This is a genomic window from Flavobacterium sp. MAHUQ-57 (genome assembly GCF_051908335.1).
GTDB lineage: Bacteria > Bacteroidota > Bacteroidia > Flavobacteriales > Flavobacteriaceae > Flavobacterium.
In genome coordinates, this window is record NZ_JBPZTE010000006.1 from 532,328 (window position 1) to 552,169 (window position 19,842).

General features: G+C 34.3%; 16 protein-coding genes and 3 tRNA genes. 13 read left to right on the plus strand and 6 right to left on the minus strand.

Annotated features, from left to right (window positions below; all coding sequences use genetic code 11):
• Positions 1-18: 18 nt before the first annotated feature.
• The 8 genes from tsaD (at position 19) to ACS8MM_RS02800 (ending at position 7,978) form a co-directional block, all read left to right on the plus strand.
• Positions 19-1,038: a tRNA (adenosine(37)-N6)-threonylcarbamoyltransferase complex transferase subunit TsaD gene (gene tsaD, locus ACS8MM_RS02765; RefSeq protein WP_379712798.1), complete on the plus strand. Its 1,020-nt coding sequence runs from the start codon at positions 19-21 to the stop codon at positions 1,036-1,038.
• Position 1,039: 1 nt separating this feature from the next.
• The gene (locus tag ACS8MM_RS02770; RefSeq protein ID WP_379712800.1) at positions 1,040-1,744 is read left to right on the plus strand and encodes a 16S rRNA (uracil(1498)-N(3))-methyltransferase; all 705 of its coding nucleotides are present in this window, start codon (positions 1,040-1,042) and stop codon (positions 1,742-1,744) included.
• Between the two features lie 3 nt (positions 1,745-1,747).
• Entirely contained in the window at positions 1,748-2,389 is a 642-nt protein-coding gene (locus ACS8MM_RS02775; RefSeq protein WP_379712802.1) for a DUF4159 domain-containing protein, read from the plus strand.
• Between the two features lie 261 nt (positions 2,390-2,650).
• A complete protein-coding gene (locus ACS8MM_RS02780) occupies positions 2,651-3,601 on the plus strand; it encodes a zinc metalloprotease (protein WP_379712804.1) in 951 nt (316 codons plus the stop codon).
• A 289-nt stretch (positions 3,602-3,890) separates the two neighbouring features.
• Positions 3,891-4,844, plus strand: a complete 954-nt coding sequence (locus tag ACS8MM_RS02785) for a zinc metalloprotease (protein ID WP_379712806.1) — start codon at positions 3,891-3,893, stop codon at positions 4,842-4,844.
• A 312-nt stretch (positions 4,845-5,156) separates the two neighbouring features.
• Entirely contained in the window at positions 5,157-6,110 is a 954-nt protein-coding gene (locus ACS8MM_RS02790; RefSeq protein WP_379712808.1) for a zinc metalloprotease, read from the plus strand.
• Positions 6,111-6,206: 96 nt separating this feature from the next.
• Positions 6,207-7,388: a THUMP-like domain-containing protein gene (locus tag ACS8MM_RS02795; RefSeq protein WP_379712810.1), complete on the plus strand. Its 1,182-nt coding sequence runs from the start codon at positions 6,207-6,209 to the stop codon at positions 7,386-7,388.
• A gap of 5 nt (positions 7,389-7,393) precedes the next feature.
• Positions 7,394-7,978 (plus strand): hypothetical protein, encoded by a 585-nt coding sequence (locus ACS8MM_RS02800; RefSeq protein ID WP_379712812.1) that lies wholly within the window; start codon positions 7,394-7,396, stop codon positions 7,976-7,978.
• Here the strand turns inward: ACS8MM_RS02800 and ddpX are convergent.
• The 4 genes from ddpX to ACS8MM_RS02820 all read right to left on the minus strand — a co-directional run bounded on the left by ddpX (position 7,959) and on the right by ACS8MM_RS02820 (position 8,920).
• Positions 7,959-8,570, minus strand: coding sequence for a D-alanyl-D-alanine dipeptidase (gene ddpX, locus ACS8MM_RS02805; RefSeq protein ID WP_379712814.1), 612 nt, complete (start codon positions 8,568-8,570; stop codon positions 7,959-7,961). The two genes, ACS8MM_RS02800 and ddpX, sit on opposite strands and share 20 nt — an antisense overlap.
• Before the next feature lie 68 nt (positions 8,571-8,638).
• Positions 8,639-8,712, minus strand: a tRNA-Arg gene (locus ACS8MM_RS02810).
• A 35-nt stretch (positions 8,713-8,747) separates the two neighbouring features.
• Positions 8,748-8,822 (minus strand) — tRNA-Pro (locus ACS8MM_RS02815).
• A gap of 14 nt (positions 8,823-8,836) precedes the next feature.
• Positions 8,837-8,920, minus strand: a tRNA-Ser gene (locus ACS8MM_RS02820).
• A 227-nt stretch (positions 8,921-9,147) separates the two neighbouring features.
• On the opposite strand from ACS8MM_RS02820, the gene ACS8MM_RS02825 reads away from it, so the two are divergent.
• On the plus strand, positions 9,148-10,323 hold the full coding sequence (locus ACS8MM_RS02825) for an acetyl-CoA C-acyltransferase (RefSeq protein WP_379712816.1): 1,176 nt from the start codon (positions 9,148-9,150) through the stop codon (positions 10,321-10,323).
• Positions 10,324-10,395: 72 nt separating this feature from the next.
• Positions 10,396-11,157, plus strand: a complete 762-nt coding sequence (locus ACS8MM_RS02830) for a C40 family peptidase (RefSeq protein WP_379712818.1) — start codon at positions 10,396-10,398, stop codon at positions 11,155-11,157.
• Between the two features lie 45 nt (positions 11,158-11,202).
• Here ACS8MM_RS02830 and ACS8MM_RS02835 read toward each other — a convergent pair whose 3' ends face one another.
• Both ACS8MM_RS02835 and gyrA read right to left on the minus strand, forming a co-directional pair.
• A complete protein-coding gene (locus ACS8MM_RS02835) occupies positions 11,203-12,480 on the minus strand; it encodes a hypothetical protein (RefSeq protein ID WP_379712820.1) in 1,278 nt (425 codons plus the stop codon).
• Between the two features lie 19 nt (positions 12,481-12,499).
• Positions 12,500-15,052 (minus strand): DNA gyrase subunit A, encoded by a 2,553-nt coding sequence (gyrA, locus tag ACS8MM_RS02840; protein ID WP_379712822.1) that lies wholly within the window; start codon positions 15,050-15,052, stop codon positions 12,500-12,502.
• A gap of 261 nt (positions 15,053-15,313) precedes the next feature.
• On the opposite strand from gyrA, the gene ACS8MM_RS02845 reads away from it, so the two are divergent.
• The 3 genes from ACS8MM_RS02845 to ACS8MM_RS02855 are packed head-to-tail and all read left to right on the plus strand — an operon-like array spanning position 15,314 to position 19,792.
• Positions 15,314-17,860, plus strand: coding sequence for an ATP-dependent Clp protease ATP-binding subunit (locus ACS8MM_RS02845; protein ID WP_379712824.1), 2,547 nt, complete (start codon positions 15,314-15,316; stop codon positions 17,858-17,860).
• Positions 17,861-17,918: 58 nt separating this feature from the next.
• The gene (gene rimK, locus ACS8MM_RS02850) at positions 17,919-19,292 is read left to right on the plus strand and encodes a 30S ribosomal protein S6--L-glutamate ligase (protein WP_379712826.1); all 1,374 of its coding nucleotides are present in this window, start codon (positions 17,919-17,921) and stop codon (positions 19,290-19,292) included.
• The gene (locus tag ACS8MM_RS02855; RefSeq protein ID WP_379712828.1) at positions 19,289-19,792 is read left to right on the plus strand and encodes a DUF421 domain-containing protein; all 504 of its coding nucleotides are present in this window, start codon (positions 19,289-19,291) and stop codon (positions 19,790-19,792) included. Before rimK ends, ACS8MM_RS02855 begins: the two co-directional genes overlap by 4 nt.
• The last annotated feature ends 50 nt before the right edge of the window (positions 19,793-19,842 follow it).

The window sequence follows — 19,842 nt, forward strand, 5'->3', positions numbered from 1 at the left end:
CGCAAATTCTGTGCCTTTATGTCATCACCTATATATATATTAGCTATTGAAAGTTCTTGCGATGATACTGCAGCTGCAGTTTTGCAAAACAATAAAGTCTTGTCAAATGTTGTTGCACGTCAAGAAATTCATGAAGAATTTGGAGGTGTAGTTCCTGAATTGGCCTCTAGAGCTCATCAGCAAAACATCGTACCGGTAATCGATGTGGCTATTAAAAAAGCCGGAATCACGAAAGAACAGTTATCCGCAATAGCTTTTACTCAAGGTCCAGGATTAATGGGATCTTTATTAGTTGGTGGCTCGTTTGCCAAATCTATGGCGATGGCTTTAACCATTCCTTTAATTGCAGTGAATCACATGCATGCACATATTTTAGCTCATTTTATTGATGAAGAAGGATATGATAAACCCAATTTTCCATTTCTTGCCTTAACCATTTCAGGTGGACATACGCAAATTGTAAAAGTCAATAGTTTTTTTGATATGGAAATCATTGGTGAAACAACTGATGATGCAGTAGGCGAAGCATTTGATAAATCTGCGAAAATATTAGGACTTCCCTATCCCGGTGGGCCTTTAATTGATAAATTTGCCAAAGAGGGTAATCCAAAAGCGTATCAGTTTACGAAACCTAAAGTTGATGGCTTAAATTTCAGTTTTAGCGGACTAAAAACACAGATTCTATATTTCATTCAAAAGAATGTTAAAGAAAACCCTGATTTTATTGAAGAAAACAAAGCTGACATTTGTGCTTCTATTCAAAATATTATCATTCAGATCTTGATGGATAAAATTAAAATGGCTGTAGAGCAAACTGGTATAAAAGAGATTGCCATTGGTGGTGGCGTTTCTGCCAACTCGGGTATTCGTGAAACTTTGAAGGCAACCGAACAGAGATACGGTTGGAAGACTTTTATACCGAAATTTGAATATACGACCGACAATGCTGCTATGATTGGAATTGTTGGTTATCATAAATTTTTAGAACAACATTTTAGTGATGCTTCAACTGTGTCTAAAGCAAGAATAGAGTTTTAATATGCAATTATTTTACAACCCTGACATTACTGGTGATTCCAAAGAGTTTTCATTTGACAAAGAGGAAAGCAAGCACATCGTTAAAGTGTTACGCAAAAAAGAAGGTGATATTTTACATGTTACCAATGGATTAGGCTTTTTATTTATTACCAAAGTCATTTTAGCTTCGGAAAAAAAATGTACTATTAGCATAACTTCTTTTGAAAAACACAATCCAACCGATTTTTACATACACCTTGCAGTAGCACCAACCAAAATGAACGATCGTTACGAATGGTTTTTGGAAAAAGCTACCGAAATAGGCATTCACGAAATCACTCCTATTATCTGTGATCACTCGGAGAGAACCACCATAAAGACAGAACGTTTTGATAAGATTCTACAATCAGCAATGAAACAATCCAATCAGTTCTATTTACCCCAATTGAATGAACCGATTAGTTTTAAAAATTTCATCAAGCAACAGCACAACGGAAATTTATACATAGCGCATTGTGAAGAAACATCCAAAAAACTGTTAAAAGAAGAAATTCAGCCCAAACAAAGATATACTTTGCTAATTGGTCCAGAAGGAGATTTTTCCGAAAAGGAAATTCAAATCGCATTGGAAAATAATTTCATTCCGGTATCTTTGGGAAATACAAGGTTACGAACTGAAACTGCAGCAATTGTCGCTTGCCATAGTTTCGTCTATTCAAACGAGTAAAATATGAGAACAATCCTAGCACTATTTTTGTTTACGGTAAGTAATTTCGGTTTTTCACAAGAAATAGCCTTATTAAAATACAACGGAGGTGGTGATTGGTATGCCAACCCTACATCATTACCCAATTTAATAAAGTTCTCCAATTTAAACAATAATACACGTATAAAAAGCAAGAACGCAACTGTTTCTCCAGGTAGCCCGGATATTTTTTCCTATCCTTTTCTACACATGACAGGTCATGGCAATGTTGTATTCAACAATCAAGAAACCGAAAATCTGAGAAATTATCTAACATCAGGAGGTTTTTTACATATTGATGATAATTATGGTATGGATAAATACATCCGAAAAGAAATCAAAAAAATATTCCCCAATAACAATCTAATCGAAATTCCTTCTTCGCATTCTTTATTTCAAAAACCTTATCAATTCCCTAATGGATTACCCAAAATTCATGAACATGAAGGCGGAAGACCACAAGCTTATGGTATTTTTATCGATAATAAACTAGTACTCCTATACACATTCGAATGCGATTTAGGAGATGGTTGGGAAGATGCTGAAGTACACAATGACCCTAGAGAAGTTAGAGAAAAAGCGCTAAAAATGGGCGCTAATATTTTGAACTACGTTTTTAATAATTAATTTACCAATCCGTAACACATAACGTTTACAAAATTTCATCAAAAATATAATTAAGAATATAACTACAAAAAAATTCATATTTGCTAGTTTCAATATTCTTTTTTTATTTTTCTTTCAAATTTTAACCCCAATATTTACGGATAATTCGGTTATGTTATTGATTTTTAACATCTAAAAATTTTTTTTTATGAAATTAAATTTATAGTATTGTTAAATAATTTTGAAAAAAATTACTAATCATTTAACTAAACCAAACAAATTATGAAAAAACTATTATTGTCAGCTTCTGCTGCCTTATTATTATTTTCTTGTCAAAAAGACAACACTTCTGAAGATCAATCTGCAAACGTTGCTGCTCACAGAGGCTGTGCATCACATGCAGTATTAGAACAACAAATTAAAGAAAATCCTCAATTAGCTACTAGAATGGCTGATATAGAGAGATTCACAAACGAAGCAATGAAAACTGGACGTTTAGTTAATGGGAAAATTGAAATTCCAGTTGTGTTCAATGTATTATATAGAACCAGTGCTGAAAACATTTCTTTAGCACAATTACAATCACAAATCGATGTATTAAACAAAGACTTCAATGCTGCTAACTCAGATTATAATACTGCAAACAACCCTTATTCTTCAGTAAGAGCTAATGTTGGTATTTCTTTTGTGCTTGACCAAGTAATCAGAAAATCAACTACAAAATCTTCTTGGGGAACAAGAGATGCGATGAAAAAATCAAAGCAAGGTGGAATTGATCCGACATCTCCAACTACAAAACTTAATTTTTGGGTATGTACAATTGGCGGCGGTATCTTAGGATACGCTCAATTCCCTGGAGGTTCTTCTGCGACAGATGGTGTTGTTTGTGATAGCAAATACACAGGATTATCAGGAACTGCTAACGCTCCATTCAACCTAGGAAGAACAGCTACTCACGAAGTAGGTCACTGGATGAACTTACGTCACATTTGGGGTGATGCTACATGTGGATCTGACTTAGTAGCTGATACTCCAGTTCACAATACAGCTAACTATGGTGTTCCTGAAGTAGGTCATAGATCAACTTGTACTGGCACTCCACTTGAAATGTATATGAACTACATGGATTATACTGACGATAGAGGTATGTACATGTTCTCTTTGGGACAAAAATCAAGAATGGATGCAATCTTCGCTGCAGGAGGTGCTAGAAATTCTTTTGCTCAACCATAATAAACAAAAAACAAATTTACAAAACCCGTCCAAAGGACGGGTTTTGTTGTTTTAAGCATTTACTTTAAATTAAAATCTATTTTTCGGTTAATTTATTGTGATTTATTCATAATGTTCAATTTTTTTTTAAACATAACATATTCACTAACAATACGATAGAATAAAATACAATTTAACAATTAATAAATAATTAATTAAAACTTTGATAATATATCAATAATTATTAGTATTGCATCGGAATAATTCAATTCCAAAGACAAATAATTAATTAAACCAAAAAACCCCAATCATGAAAAAATTATTATTGTCTGCTTCAGCAGCATTATTAATGTTCTCTTGTCAAAAAGATGACAATTCTTCAAATCAAGAACAAGCAAACGCTACAGCTCACAGAGGTTGTGCTTCACACGAAGTGTTAGAAAGACAAATGAGAGAAAATCCAGAGTTAGCTTCTAAAATGGCTCAGATTGAGAAATTCTCTAACGAAGCTATGAAGACAGGACGTTTAGTAAATGGAAAAATAGAAATTCCAGTTGTATTCAACGTTTTGTACAGAACTTCAGCTGAAAACATTTCTTTAGCACAATTGCAATCTCAAATCGATGTATTAAACAAAGATTTCAATGCTGCTAACTCTGATTATAATACAGCTAACAACCCTTACTCTACAGTAAGAGCCAATATTGGAATTACTTTCGTACTAGATCAAGTAATCAGAAAATCAACTACAAAATCATCTTGGGGAACTAATGATGTAATGAAAAATGCCAAAAGAGGTGGTATTGCTCCAACTTCTCCAACAACTAAATTAAACATTTGGGTGTGTACAATTGGAGGTGGAATCTTAGGTTATGCGCAATTCCCAGGAGGCTCTTCTGCTACTGATGGTGTTGTTTTAGATTCTAAATACACGGGTAACACAGGTACGGCTACTGCACCATTCAACTTAGGTAGAACAGCAACTCACGAAGTAGGTCACTGGATGAACTTACGTCACATTTGGGGTGATGCTACTTGTGGAAATGACCAAGTTGCGGATACTCCAGTTCACGATACAGCAAACTATGGCGTTCCTGCTGTTGGTCACAGATCTACTTGTACTGGTACTCCACTTGAAATGTACATGAACTACATGGATTACACTGACGATAGAGGTATGTATATGTTCTCTTTAGGACAAAAATCAAGAATGGATGCTATCTTCGCGGCTGGAGGTGCTAGAAATTCTTTTGCTCAACCATAATATTTAGATTACATAATATTAATTTAAACTCACCTTCGGGTGAGTTTTTTTTATTCAAACATCACTGAATCAAATAATTATAAAAAAAAAGTATTGATTTTTTGTAAGTATTTATTAACAAATAAAATATTTAAACCCCCTTTAAATACAATAGTTAACAGAGTTATTAACAATTGTAAATAACAGCCTATTTATTTAATCATTACTAAACATTTAATTAAAACTTTGATAATATCATAAATTTATTTAGTATTGCATCGGAAAAATAAAATTTCCAAAAACAAATATTAATCAAACCAAACAAACCCAATTATGAAAAAATTATTATTGTCTGCTTCAGCAGCATTATTAATGTTCTCATGTCAGAAAGATGACAATTCAACAAACCAAGAACAAGCTAGCGCTACTGCACACAGAGGATGTGCTTCTCACGAAGTTTTAGACAGACAAATGAGAGAAAATCCTGCTTTGGCTGGAAGAATGGCAGAAATTGAAAAACTAACTAACGAAGCTATCGCTAATGGAAGATTAGTAAATGGTAAAGTACAAATTCCTGTTGTATTCAACGTTTTGTACAGAACTTCAGCTGAAAACATTTCTTTAGCACAATTACAATCTCAAATCGATGTATTAAACAAAGATTTTAATGCTGCTAACTCTGATTATAATACTGCAAACAACCCTTACTCTTCGGTAAGAGCAAACGTAGGTATTTCTTTCGTACTTGATCAGGTAATCAGAAAATCGACTACAAAAACTTCATGGGGTACTAATGACGCTATGAAGAAATCATCTCAAGGTGGTCTTAACCCAACTTCACCAACTACTAAATTGAACTACTGGGTATGTACAATCGGTGGTGGAATTTTAGGTTATGCTCAATTTCCTGGAGGTTCTTCTGCAACTGATGGAGTTGTAATTGATTCTAAATATACTGGTAACACAGGAACAGCAACTTATCCATTCAACTTAGGTAGAACAGCAACTCACGAAGTAGGTCACTGGATGAACTTACGTCACATCTGGGGTGATGCTACTTGTGGATCTGACTTAGTATCTGATACTCCAGTTCACAATACAGCTAACTATGGTGTTCCTGCAGTAGGTCACAGATCAACTTGTTCTGGCACTCCACTTGAAATGTATATGAACTACATGGATTACACTGATGATAGAGGTATGTATATGTTCTCTAATGGTCAAAAATCAAGAATGAGCGCTATTTTTGCTTCTGGAGGTTCAAGAAATTCTTTTGCTCAACCATAATATATAGCAATAAAAAATAAGTAAAACTCGCCTTTTTGGCGAGTTTTTTTATTGGGTAAGTTTTAGTATTTTTAAAGCCTCAAAATCTATCAAGTAGTGGAAACTAAAACTATTCTTTCTCAAGAAATCCAATCCTTCATTGAGGAATCATTGAGTGTAAACTTTTCAAAATTAGCACTACAAAAAAATCCATTCCCGGAAGTTTCTTGGAATGAAATCTTAACCCAAGTTGCTTCCAAATCCAAAGCAAAAGAAAAATTACCTACCTGGTATAAAACAAAAGGTATTATTTATCCAAGCAAGTTATCAATTGAACAAACATCATCAGAAACAACAGCGAAATACAAAGCTTCCTTGATTTCTGGTACCAATATTATTGATCTCACTGGAGGATTTGGCGTAGATGATTATTATTTTTCAAAGAATTTCAATGAAGTGATTCACTGTGAACTTAAAGAAGAATTGCAAAACATTGTTAGCAACAATATCGAACAATTACAAATTTCAAATATAAAATCATATCATGGTGACAGTACTGAAATTTTACAACATTTAAACCAGCGTTTTGATTGGATTTATATTGATCCTTCCCGCAGAAATGAGGCCAAAGGCAAAGTTTTCATGTTAAAAGATTGCCTCCCAGACGTACCTACAAATCTAAATCTTTACTTTAAGTATACGAATTCAATTTTAATAAAAACTGCACCAATTTTAGATATAGCAGCTGGAATTAACGAATTGAATTACATCAAAGAAATACATGTCGTGGCTGTAAATGGAGAAGTTAAAGAATTATTATGGATCTTGGAAAATAATTATTCCGGTAAAATAACCGTCAAAACTATTAATTTCAACAAAGAAATCGAAGAAGCTTTTCAATTTACTTTAGACGCAGAATTAAAAACACCAGATTATAGCCTACCTAATAGTTATATATATGAACCAAATGCTGCGATTTTAAAATCGGGTGCATTCAATCAAATTGCCATAAATTATAACATTCAAAAACTTCATCAACACTCCCACTTGTACACTTCAAGTAATTTAATTGATTTCCCCGGAAGAAAATTTATAATCCGCACGGTTTTTGAATATAACAAATCCAACATGAAGACTCACCTACTTGACCAAAAAGCAAACATTACCACTAGAAATTTTCCCGAATCTGTTGAAAACATCAGAAAAAAATGGAAAGTCAAAGATGGTGGAGTACTTTTCGCTTTTTTTACGACCGATTTGAATAACAATAAAATTGTCTTACTTTGCGACAAAATTTAGAAACAATGAAATACAAAATACTTTTCTTTTTAATACTCTTACAATCGATAGCTTTTGCACAAAAACCATGTGAGCTTGCTACTAATATAAAAGATTCTATCGGAACCTATAAGGAAACCAAAAGTTGCTTAGTCTATGAAAAAGTTTTTGGGAATTCTGCTCAATTGATTTTTTTATCATTAGCAAGTGAAAATGACATCCCAGTATTAAAGGTTCAAATCATTCAAAAAAGTAAAGATTTCATTACACCAAAATGCATAGACACCGCATCAAAGCTTTTCTTTCAATTATCAAATGGAAAAGTCTATTCTCTTGTATATGCAGATGAAGGGAAATGTGACAACTTAATCTATAACGAGACTGAAAAGGAAAATAATCGCTTTCTAGAGGCTACCTTTTTCTTTTTAAAGAATGATTTTGAAGATTTAAGAAAACATTCAATTTCTCTAATGAAAATAAACTATTCATCAGGCGCAGTTGATTATGTTCTACCAAAAGAGATTATTTCAGAAAAACTGAATACCACCTTCAAACCCGAGACTTTCTTTAAAGACAATTATGATTGTTTATTTAGTGACAGTGCCAAGTAAAATTTGATATTTTATCTTTCTTGGAGCCTATTAAATTATAGTGCCACCATTCAGAATCAAATGCTTCGAATCCATTTCGGAGCATTATTTTTTTCAAAAGCTTTCTATTCTTAAGAATCTTTCTATCCAATTGATCATAAGCATGTGCGGATTCTGGCCCGAAGTGATCAAAAGCTGTTCCCATAGCTAACTCGTTTCCATTTTCATCTACTAAAGTAATATCAACTGCTCCTCCTCTATTATGAATTGAACCTTTAGCTGGGTTGGCTACATAATTTGGATTGGACACAATAGCCCACATTTTTTTTTGAACATCCAAAGGACGGTAACAATCGTACAACTTAATTTTATAGCCTTTTTTAGCAAAATATTTACTTGCATTTACAAGCGCTTTTACTGTTTTTAAACGAAGATAACATTCATCGCAATCGTATACTTTCGTTTTTAAAAAGTTGTCATTTGTAGCATATTTCATATCAAAAACAACTTCTTTAGTGTAATCTTTAATATTAACAAATGTAGTGTCAGAAACTTCTTGCGCTTGATTTACTTGAAAGAAAAATAAAAAAAGAAGTGGGAAATATAATTTCATCTTTTAGTTTTATTGGAAATATACTTAAAAATAAGGAATAAAAAAAGCCTCACGAATGTGAGGCTTTGTGATCCAATCAGGATTCGAACCTGAGACCTACTGCTTAGAAGGCAGTTGCTCTATCCAGCTGAGCTATTGGACCTCATTTTAGTAAACTAAAACAATTTGTCATCTTAGTCGGGGTGGCAGGATTCGAACCTGCGACCTCCTGGTCCCAAACCAGGCGCGATGACCGGGCTACGCTACACCCCGAAAGCAAAAAAAAGCGGAGAGACAGGGACTCGAACCCTGGCGACGGTTACCCGTCGACAGATTAGCAATCTGCTCCGTTACCACTCCGGCACCTCTCCTATTGCAAAGAACTTGACCTTTTTTGCGGTTGCAAATGTAGCATAACAAAGTATTAATACCAAGTTTTTCAAGCATTTTTTTTACATTTTTTTTACATTAAATTTTTAAAACCTAATAATCAGCACTATAAGAATTCATAAATTTTAAAATCTAAATAATATCTTAATCAAAATCTCTGTTTCCATTAAAATTAGTAAATTCGCAAAACTAAATTATAGAACACAAAATGAAAAAAGTTGTTATTGTTTCAGCTGCTCGTACACCAATAGGTAGTTTCATGGGAGCTTTATCAAGCGTATCTGCTCCACAGTTAGGTGCAACTGCTATTAAAGGAGCTTTAAATAAAATCAATTTAGACCCTGCTTTAGTAAATGAAGTGTATATGGGGAATGTAGTTCAAGCAGGTGTTGGACAAGCCCCAGCAAGACAAGCTGCCCTTTTTGCAGGATTATCCAATGAAGTTGCTTGTACAGCTATAAATAAGGTATGTGCTTCAGGAATGAAAGCTGTTATGTTGGGTGCACAAGCTATTATGTGTGGTGATGCAGAAATCGTTGTAACAGGTGGTATGGAAAACATGAGTTTAATTCCACATTATGTACACATGAGAAATGGCGTAAAATTTGGGCCAACATCTTTTGTAGATGGTATGCAGAAAGACGGACTTGTAGATGTATACGACCAACAAGCCATGGGTGTTTTTGCTGATTTATGCGCAACTGAACACAATATAAGCCGTGAAGAACAAGATAATTTTGCGATTCAATCGTATACACGTTCTGCTAATGCTTGGGATGCTGGCAAATTTGATGCAGAAATTGTTCCTGTCACTATTCCACAAAGAAAAGGCGATCCAATAGTCGTTACTAAAGACGAAGAGTACACTAATGTTAAATTAGATAAAATCCCTACACTTAATGCAGTATTTACAAAGGAAGGAACTGTTACGGCTGCCAACGCCTCAACCATTAATGATGGAGCTGCTGCTTTGGTTTTAATGAGTGAAGAAAAAGCAACTGCCTTAGGATTAAAACCTCTTGCTTATATCAAAGGATATGCAGACGCAGCACAAGAACCAAAATGGTTCACAACAGCACCTGCAAAAGCTTTACCAAAAGCTTTAGACAAAGCTGGAGTTTCGTTAGCTGATGTTGATTTCTTTGAATTTAACGAAGCCTTTTCTGTTGTAGGTTTAGCCAATGCTAAAATTTTAGGGTTAGACAATGAAAAAGTGAATGTAAACGGTGGTGCAGTATCATTAGGCCATCCTCTTGGATGTTCTGGCGCAAGAATCATCGTTACTTTAATCAATGTTTTAGAACAAAACAATGCAAAAATTGGTGCTGCAGCTATCTGTAATGGTGGTGGTGGTGCTTCTGCAATTGTTATAGAAAGAGCTTAAATAAAATTTATAAATCATGGGTTGTAAACAATATAATTACAACTCATGATTCATAACCCCTAATTGTATTCAATGTTTGGTATTTGTAATCTAGCCAATATCCCCTTACGTATTGAACCAAGTGACAGAAGTGAACTCGTTTCACAAGTTCTTTTTGGTGAACATTTCATAATTTTGGAACAGCAACAAAAATGGTCTAAAATCAAATTGGCGTTTGATGATTACGAAGGCTGGATTGACAATAAGCAATACAAATCAATCACAGAAGAACAATACCATCAACTTAGTAAAGACAGTATTATTCTAAATGCGGATTTAATTGAATATGTTACATCTCCAGACAATTTATTAATGCCAATTCCTTTAGGTGCCTCATTATCGTTCTTGAATTATGAAAGCATCAATACGGAAAATCTTTCATTTGAAGGAATTAAAGTAAGTGGCATCAAACCCAAGCAAAGCCTTATTGAAACTGCATTCATGTATTTGAATGCTCCTTATTTATGGGGTGGAAAAACACCATTTGGCATTGACTGTTCTGGTTTTACACAGATGGTCTACAAACTAAATGGTTTTCATTTATTACGAGATGCCTCTCAACAAGCAACTCAAGGTGATGCACTAAGCTTTATCGAAGAAAGTGAGCCAGGAGATTTGGCTTTTTTTGATAACGAAGAAGGAAATATCATTCACGTTGGCATCATCATGGAAAACAACTACATCATTCATGCCAGCGGAAAAGTTAGAATTGATCGGTTAGATCATTTAGGAATTTATAATGCAGAAACAAACAGACATACTCACAAGTTGAGAGTTATCAAAAAAGTTATATAAAAAAAGTCCTGAAATAAATCAGGACTTTTTTATAATCTTCTCTTATTATTTTTTTGCTTTTAATGCTTTTGCTTTATCCGTCATATCCAAAGCGTAGTACATATTTAAAAGCGTACTTTTTATATCCTCATCATTACCGAATAATTCGTTTGCTTTTTCTAAATAAGGAATAGCTGACTTATACATTGCTGCACGTTTAGCCTTTAAAGCGTCATACTTTTTATTATCCGCATCAGAAGTTCCTAATTTATTCATTGCTTCAACAATTTCTTTTTCTCCATCTAATTTAAGAACAGAAAGATTCATGTAAGCATTTTTATAATTAGGATCGATTTGAATGGCTTTTAAATAATAACCTTCCGCATCAATTTTAGCCTGTTTTTCAGTCGATTGACTAGTAATTACACCTAAGTTATAATATAAATCGGCATTACTCGGATTCTTCGCTAATGCTTCCGAAACCAATTTTTTATACATTTCATAATCCTTAGTCTGCAAATACAAATCTGCTTCTGATAAAATCAAAGAAGTATCTTCTGGATTATTTGCTCTTGCTTCTCCCATAGATTTTTTTGCAGCAGCAATATCACCTTTTTGGATATACAATAATGAAATATTTTTCGCAATTTCTCCTCTTTTTGAAGGTACATTCTCTGTTTTTGGCTCATAGTGAGTACCAATTTTCACAGCTTGATCTCTTTGTGCAGCTGTAGGGAAAGTTTGCTCTTGATCATTAGCTTTGAATTTAGCGGTATAATTTGTTGCTTTACCGGAATATTTTACATCTTTTAATTTTTTGTAATAATCCAAAGCCAAATCATAATCCTGAGCATTCAAAGCATAGTTCGCAGCATAATACAGCATAACCGTGTCTTTTTTGTCAATTGAATACGTTTGATACAATTTCAAAGCACCTGTTTTGAATTTTTTAGCATCAATATCAGCAATTGCACTATTACGAACTGCATCCTTTAATTCTGTCAAAGAAGTTTGAGCTTGAGTAGTATATTTTACTTTTCCTGAATTTTCTTCAGTAAGAATTAAATCACCATAAGCTTTGGCAGCTTCCGATAAATTTTTGTCTGTATCAACTTTCTTTTTAGCCAATTCGAAAGCAGCATTCCCTTTTAAGAAATAATATTGTGCTTTTTGTGCATCATCAGCATTTACAATCATATTATCAATTCCTGCCAAAATTTCTTTAGCTTCGGCTGCATTTCCTGATTTTAAAGATTTTTCAGCCGCTTTTAATTGATCTTTTTGCGCAAAAGTCGCTATCGATGCAAATAAAGCAGTAGCAATTGCTAAATTTTTAATTTTCATTTTTCAATTTTTAAATTATTTATTCTTGGTTTTCATTTTCTACTGAAGTTGCACCTTCAATAGAATCATTAGTATTTTCTTCATTTTCATCACTCTCATCAGATTCCTCTTCACGCATTACTTTACATACAGCAGCAATAGAATCTTTTCCTTTGATATTGATAAGACGAACTCCTTGCGTTGCACGTCCCATAACTCTTAAATCCGATACTTTCATACGAATAGTCAAACCAGATTTATTGATAATCATCAAATCATCTTCATCAGTAACATTATTAATTGAAATCAACGCTCCTGTTTTTTCTGTGATATTTAATGTTTTAACACCTTTTCCTCCACGGTTAGTAATACGGTATACATCTTCACCATCTTCATCAACCAATTTAGTACGTTTTCCGTAACCATTTTCAGTAACTACTAACAATTGAGTTTCGTTCACATCTTTCGTATCTACAGAAACCATGCCAATTACTTCGTCCTTCTCGTCAGCTAGTGTAATTCCACGTACTCCCGATGCTGTACGTCCCATTGGTCTTGTTTTTCCTTCCTCGAAACGAACTAGTTTACCCGACTTCACAGCAACTAAAACCTGACTTTCACCAGTTGTTAGTTTTGCTTCTAACAATTCATCACCTTCTTTAATAGTAATTGCGGCAACACCATTTGTTCTTGGGCGAGAATATTGTTCTAAAGAAGTTTTCTTCACTTGACCTTCTTTAGTAACCATAATTACATAATGGTTATTAATATATTCTTGATCTTTCAAATCTTGTGTACAGATGAATGCTTTCACCTTATCATCTTGTTCTATATTGATCAAATTCTGAATCGCTCTTCCTTTTGCCGTTTTACTTCCCTCTGGAATTTCGTAAACACGCATCCAGAAACATTTTCCTTTTTGAGTGAAGAACAACATATATTGGTGATTTGTAGCTACGTACATATGCTCTAAGAAATCAGCATCACGTGTTCCGGCAGATTTTTGACCAACCCCTCCTCTATTCTGTGTTTTATATTCAGAAAGAGAAGTTCGTTTGATATATCCGGCATGTGAAATAGTAATTACTACTTGTTCATCAGCAATCAAATCTTCTATACTTACATCACCACCTGAATATTCTATTGTTGAACGACGCTCATCTCCGTACTTGTCTTTGATTTCATTCAACTCATCCTTAATCACTTGCATTCTCATCTCTTTACTTGCAAGTAATTCTTTCAAATAGTTGATGGTTTTCATGATTTCATCATACTCAGCACGCAATTTATCTTGCTCAAGACCCGTTAATTGACGTAAACGCATCTCAACAATTGCACGCGCTTGAATTTCAGACAAATTGAAACGTTCGATTAATTTTGCTCTTGCTTCATCCCCATCTTTAGACGCTCTAATTAACGCGATAACTTCATCGATATTATCTGAAGCAATAATCAAACCTTCTAAAATGTGCGCTCTTTCTTCCGCTTTTCTTAGATCAAATTGTGCTCTACGGGTTACTACTTCGTGTCTGTGTTCCACAAAATGATGAATCAAATCTTTTAAATTCAACATTTGTGGACGACCTTTTACCAATGCAATATTATTTACACTAAAAGAAGATTGTAATTGTGTATATTTATAAAGAGTATTTAAAACCACATTAGGAACCGCGTCACGCTTTAAAATATAAACGATACGCATACCATTTCTATCCGATTCATCACGGATAGTAGAAATACCTTCAATCTTTTTATCATTAACTAAATCGGCTGTTTTTTTAATCATTTCAGCCTTATTCACTTGATATGGAATTTCGTTAACTATAATCGCTTCACGCCCGTCAACTTCTTCAAAACCAACTTTAGCACGAATAACTACACGTCCTCGACCAGTTTTAAAAGCCTCACGAACACCATCCATACCATAAATCACACCACCTGTTGGGAAATCTGGAGCTTTGATATGAGTGATTAATTCGTCAATTTCAATATCATTATTGTCAATGTAAGCTAACGTACCATCTACAACTTCAGTTAAGTTATGAGGCGCCATATTGGTAGCCATACCTACTGCAATACCCGAAGCACCATTCACTAACAAGTTAGGAACTTTAGTAGGCATCACTTTAGGTTCTTCCAAAGTATCATCGAAGTTCAACTGGAAATCTACCGTCTCTTTTTCAATATCAGCCAACATCTCTTCAGAGAACTTTTTCATTCTCGCCTCTGTATAACGCATTGCCGCTGGACTATCCCCATCAATCGAACCAAAGTTACCCTGTCCATCCACCATCAAATAACGCAAACTCCAATCCTGAGCCATACGAACCATGGCATCGTAAACCGATGAATCTCCATGTGGGTGATATTTACCCAGAACCTCTCCCACGATTCTGGCAGATTTTTTATGAGCTCTATTTGAATATACTCCTAATTCATGCATTCCAAACAATACTCTACGGTGTACTGGTTTAAGACCATCTCTTACATCAGGTAATGCACGCGACACAATAACCGACATCGAATAATCGATGTAAGCTGATTTCATTTCGTCTTCAATGTTAATTGGAATTAACTTTTCTCCTTCAGACATAAGTATTTATGTTATTAATTTATTTATTATACAAAACGCGCTAATATACGTATTTCTGATTTTTTTTTCTGTATACAACACATCTTATTTCAACTTTTTATTAACAATAAAACCTACCGGTTTAGTTAATAAATTAAGGTAATTTTAACTTGCTTTTCAAAATATTTTTCGTCAATTAGCTGTCAGTACTACCATGTCAGGAATGATTTTTGCTTTTCCTTTCATAAATCATTAAATTTACATTCAAATCCTTCTTAAGTTATGGATGATAATTTTTCACCAAGAGTCAGAGATGTAATTACTTACAGCAAAGAAGAGGCCTTACGTTTAGGTCACGACTTTATTGGAACAGAGCATCTGATGCTTGGAATTTTAAGAGATGGAAGCGGAACAGCCATTACTATTCTTAATAATTTGTCAGTTGATTTAGATCATTTACGACGAAAAGTTGAAATTTTAAGCCCTGCAAATCCTAATCCCACAACAGGTAATGATAAGAAAAACTTACATCTTACCCGTCAAGCAGAACGTGCACTAAAAACTACTTTCTTAGAAGCTAAAGTTTTTCAAAGCAGCACTATCAGTACCGGACATTTGTTATTGTGTATTTTACGCAATGAAAATGATCCGACGACTAAATTATTAAACAAGCTGAAAATCGATTATGATACAGCTAAAGAACAATACTTAACTATGATGCCAAACGAAGAAGATTTTCAAGACAATTTTCCTAAGAACGAGTCTTCATATGGAGATGATTCAGGACAAGATGACAGTTTAAGAGAAGGTAATTTCAATAACCCTGCCAATAAATCCAATAAAAAATCTAAAACTCCAGTTTTAGATAATTTTGGACGTGATTTAACCGAAATGGCAGAGGAAGGAAAACTAGATCCGGTTGTTGGACGCGAAAAAGAAATTGAACGCGTTTCTCAAATCTTGAGCAGAAGAAAGAAAAACAACCCGTTACTAATTGGTGAGCCCGGAGTTGGTAAATCTGCTATCGCAGAAGGACTGGCTTTACGTATCATTCAAAAGAAAGTTTCTAGGATTTTATACAACAAAAGAGTAGTAACACTGGATTTAGCCTCTTTGGTTGCAGGTACAAAATACCGTGGCCAATTCGAAGAGCGTATGAAAGCAGTTATGAATGAATTGGAAAAAAATGACGATATCATTCTTTTCATTGATGAAATTCACACTATTGTTGGTGCAGGTGGAGCAACAGGTTCATTGGACGCGTCAAATATGTTCAAACCGGCGTTGGCTCGTGGCGAAATCCAATGTATTGGTGCTACAACCTTGGATGAATACCGTCAGTATATTGAAAAAGATGGCGCTCTAGAACGTCGTTTCCAAAAAGTGATTGTTGATCCGACTTCTATTGAAGAAACCATCACCATTCTAAACAATGTAAAAGGAAAATACGAAGACCACCACAATGTAATTTACACACAAGAAGCTATTGAAGCATGTGTAAAATTAACTGAGCGATACATGTCGGAACGATTCCTTCCAGACAAAGCTATAGACGCCATGGACGAAGCAGGTTCACGTGTACACATTACCAACATCGATGTTCCGAAGCAAATTTTGGATTTAGAACGTCAATTGGAGGAAGTGCGTGAATTGAAAAATTCTGTTGTTAAAAGACAGAAATATGAAGAGGCTGCAAAACTCCGTGATGACGAAAAACGTTTGGAAAAAGAATTAGCCATTGCACAAGAACAATGGGAAGAAGATTCTAAAAACAATCGTATTCAGGTAACCGAAGACAATGTAGCTGATGTAGTTTCTATGATGACTGGAATACCGGTTAATCGTATCGCTCAAACTGAAAGCAATAAGTTAGCAAAACTACCTGAATTAATTGAAAATAAAGTAATTGGACAAAAAGATGCTGTTCAAAAAATTGCACGTGCCATTCAACGTAATCGTGCTGGATTGAAAGATCCAAACAAACCGATTGGTTCGTTTATTTTCTTAGGTCAGACTGGTGTAGGTAAAACACAATTAGCTAAAGTGTTAGCCAAAGAATTATTTGATTCTGAAGATGCATTGGTTCGTATTGACATGAGTGAATATATGGAAAAATTTGCCATTTCAAGATTAGTTGGAGCGCCTCCGGGATACGTTGGGTATGAAGAAGGTGGGCAATTGACAGAAAAAGTTCGTCGCAAACCTTATTGTGTGGTACTTTTAGATGAAATTGAAAAAGCACATCCAGATGTTTTCAACATGATGTTACAAGTTTTAGATGACGGTTATTTAACAGACAGTTTAGGACGTAAAATCGACTTTAGAAATACAATCATCATCATGACTTCAAATGTAGGTGCTCGTCAATTGAAAGATTTTGGTCAAGGCGTTGGTTTCGGTACTGCTGCTAAAGTAGCTCAAGCTGATGATAATTCAAAAAGTATTATCGAAAATGCATTGAAAAAAGCATTTGCTCCTGAGTTTTTAAATAGAATTGATGACGTAATTGTTTTCAATGTATTGGAAAAAGAAGACATCGATTTAATTATCGAAATCGAATTAAAAAAACTGTATGGTCGCGTTAAAGATCTTGGATATAACTTAAGATTATCTGACGAAGCAAAAGCATTTATTGCCGAAAAAGGATTTGACAAGCAATTTGGAGCAAGACCGCTAAAACGTGCGATCCAAAAATATGTTGAAGATGCTTTAGCTGAAGAAATAATTACTTCCAAAATACATGATGGAGACATCATTGAAATGGATTTAGATCCTGACGCACAAGAGCTTAAGGTAAAAATTAAAAAAGCAGAAAAGCCTACTAATTAGTAGGCTTTTTTATTTAAAATAATATATTATCTTAGTTTCTTGAATATAAAATAAGACTATGCCTCAGAACAAAGTAATTATTGGTAGTGAAGAATGGTGCTCATTCCCCGATTTGAATATTCCATATATTAAAGCAAGGGTGGACTCTGGCGCCAAAACATCATCTCTTCATGCCACTAATATAGTACCTTTTACAAAAAACGGAGAAGATTGGGTGAAATTTGATATCAATCCTCTTCAAAACAATAGCAAATTAGTCAAACATTGTGAAGCAAAACTAGTTGACAAACGCGTTGTCAAAAGTTCAAGTGGTTATCGAGAACAACGCTATGTCATCCAAACTGAATTAAAAATAGGAGAATCGAATTGGCTTATTGAAATGACATTAGCCAATCGTGATTCCATGGGATTCCGCATGCTTTTAGGGCGTGAAGCCATGATTGGAAAATTATTGGTTGACCCAGAAGAAAAATACCTATTAGGACAACCTTCATTTGACGAAATCAAAAATTATTATCACGTTACAAGAGAAACCAAACAAGGTTTACGAATTGCATTATTAGCCAGTAATCCAGAGTTATATAGCAATCGTAGAATTATGGAAGCAGGTGAAATGAGAGGTCACCAAATGGAATTTTTAAACATCAAGGAATGTTACATTAAACTTGATGCCAACACTCCAGAAATACATTACAGAGGTGGTAGGGTTTTAGATAATTTCGATGCAGTTATTCCAAGAATACGTCCGAGCATGACGTTTTACGGTTGTGCTTTAACGAGACAGTTTGAAGCGATGAAAGTTTTTGCTTTGAATTCAGCTGCAGCGATTACACAATCAAGAGATAAATTATTTTCGCTTCAATTGTTATTACGAAATGGTGTTGACATTCCAACAACTGGGTTTGCCAATTCTCCATTAGACACTAACGATTTGATTAAAATGGTAGGTGGTTCTCCCCTAATCATCAAACTTTTGGAAGGAACACAAGGAAAAGGAGTTGTTTTAGCAGAAACCAAAAAAGCAGCCGAATCCGTTATCAATGCTTTCAAAAGTCTAAATGCGAATATCTTAGTTCAAGAATTCATCAAAGAAGCCAACGGAAAAGACTTGCGTTTGTTTGTTGTTGATGGTAAAGTGGTTGCGGCTATGCAACGTGAAGCTGCACCTGGTGAGTTTAGAGCTAACATCCATATGGGTGGAACAGCATCGGTTGTAAAAGTTACAGCCGATGAGAAAAAAATAGCTATAAAAGCTGCCAAAGCGATGGATTTAAAAGTAGCCGGCGTTGATATTATTCGTTCTTCTAAAGGCCCACTTTTACTGGAAGTCAACTCTTCTCCTGGATTAGAAGGTATAGAAGGCGCAACTCACAAAGACATCGCGGGCGAAATGATTAAAGCGATAGAAAAGAATTTTAAAATTAGAGTATGAATCCGTACATAGACATTGTATTGCGAAGCGTAGCCGTCTATTTTTTTATGGTAATCGCCTTACGTGTCTTCGGAAAGAAAGAGTTATCCCAACTCAATACTGCTGATATAATCCTAATTTTATTAATTAGTAATTCTGTTCAGAATGCTATGGTTGGCTCTGATTCTTCATTATTAGGAGGACTCATTGCAGCTTGCGTTTTATTTATCGTCAATTCGGTTTTTAAAAAAATAATGCTAAAATCGTCTTTCGTAAAAGAATTGGTTCAAGACAAACCTGAAATCCTTATTCATAACGGAAAAACTGACTATAAGACATTGGCTCGATTGGATATAACTTCTGAAGAATTGGATGAAGCGATGCGTGAGCATGGAGTAATGCATCATAATGAGGTAAAACTTGCCATGTTTGAAATTGATGGTAACATTAGCATTATATCGGGAAATGAAAATTTAAAACAAACCAAACACAAAAGAAAAATTCATAAATCTCTTATTTAATTGGTTACATCAAAAAATCTGACTCTATCCGTTTAAAAACTTAATTGATT

What these genes read in the sequence shown, in the direction of transcription:
- ACS8MM_RS02845 (WP_379712824.1), top strand. Translation starts at nt 15,314, where the DNA reads ATGGATGATAATTTTTCACCAAGAGTCAGAGATGTAATTACTTACAGC.
- ACS8MM_RS02785 (WP_379712806.1), top strand. Translation starts at nt 3,891, where the DNA reads ATGAAAAAATTATTATTGTCTGCTTCAGCAGCATTATTAATGTTCTCT.
- ACS8MM_RS02825 (WP_379712816.1), top strand. Translation starts at nt 9,148, where the DNA reads ATGAAAAAAGTTGTTATTGTTTCAGCTGCTCGTACACCAATAGGTAGT.
- ACS8MM_RS02800 (WP_379712812.1), top strand. Translation starts at nt 7,394, where the DNA reads ATGAAATACAAAATACTTTTCTTTTTAATACTCTTACAATCGATAGCT.
- ddpX (WP_379712814.1), bottom strand. Translation starts at nt 8,570, where the DNA reads ATGAAATTATATTTCCCACTTCTTTTTTTATTTTTCTTTCAAGTAAAT.
- ACS8MM_RS02790 (WP_379712808.1), top strand. Translation starts at nt 5,157, where the DNA reads ATGAAAAAATTATTATTGTCTGCTTCAGCAGCATTATTAATGTTCTCA.
- rimK (WP_379712826.1), top strand. Translation starts at nt 17,919, where the DNA reads ATGCCTCAGAACAAAGTAATTATTGGTAGTGAAGAATGGTGCTCATTC.
- gyrA (WP_379712822.1), bottom strand. Translation starts at nt 15,052, where the DNA reads ATGTCTGAAGGAGAAAAGTTAATTCCAATTAACATTGAAGACGAAATG.
- ACS8MM_RS02835 (WP_379712820.1), bottom strand. Translation starts at nt 12,480, where the DNA reads ATGAAAATTAAAAATTTAGCAATTGCTACTGCTTTATTTGCATCGATA.
- ACS8MM_RS02780 (WP_379712804.1), top strand. Translation starts at nt 2,651, where the DNA reads ATGAAAAAACTATTATTGTCAGCTTCTGCTGCCTTATTATTATTTTCT.
- ACS8MM_RS02775 (WP_379712802.1), top strand. Translation starts at nt 1,748, where the DNA reads ATGAGAACAATCCTAGCACTATTTTTGTTTACGGTAAGTAATTTCGGT.
- ACS8MM_RS02830 (WP_379712818.1), top strand. Translation starts at nt 10,396, where the DNA reads ATGTTTGGTATTTGTAATCTAGCCAATATCCCCTTACGTATTGAACCA.
- tsaD (WP_379712798.1), top strand. Translation starts at nt 19, where the DNA reads ATGTCATCACCTATATATATATTAGCTATTGAAAGTTCTTGCGATGAT.
- ACS8MM_RS02770 (WP_379712800.1), top strand. Translation starts at nt 1,040, where the DNA reads ATGCAATTATTTTACAACCCTGACATTACTGGTGATTCCAAAGAGTTT.
- ACS8MM_RS02855 (WP_379712828.1), top strand. Translation starts at nt 19,289, where the DNA reads ATGAATCCGTACATAGACATTGTATTGCGAAGCGTAGCCGTCTATTTT.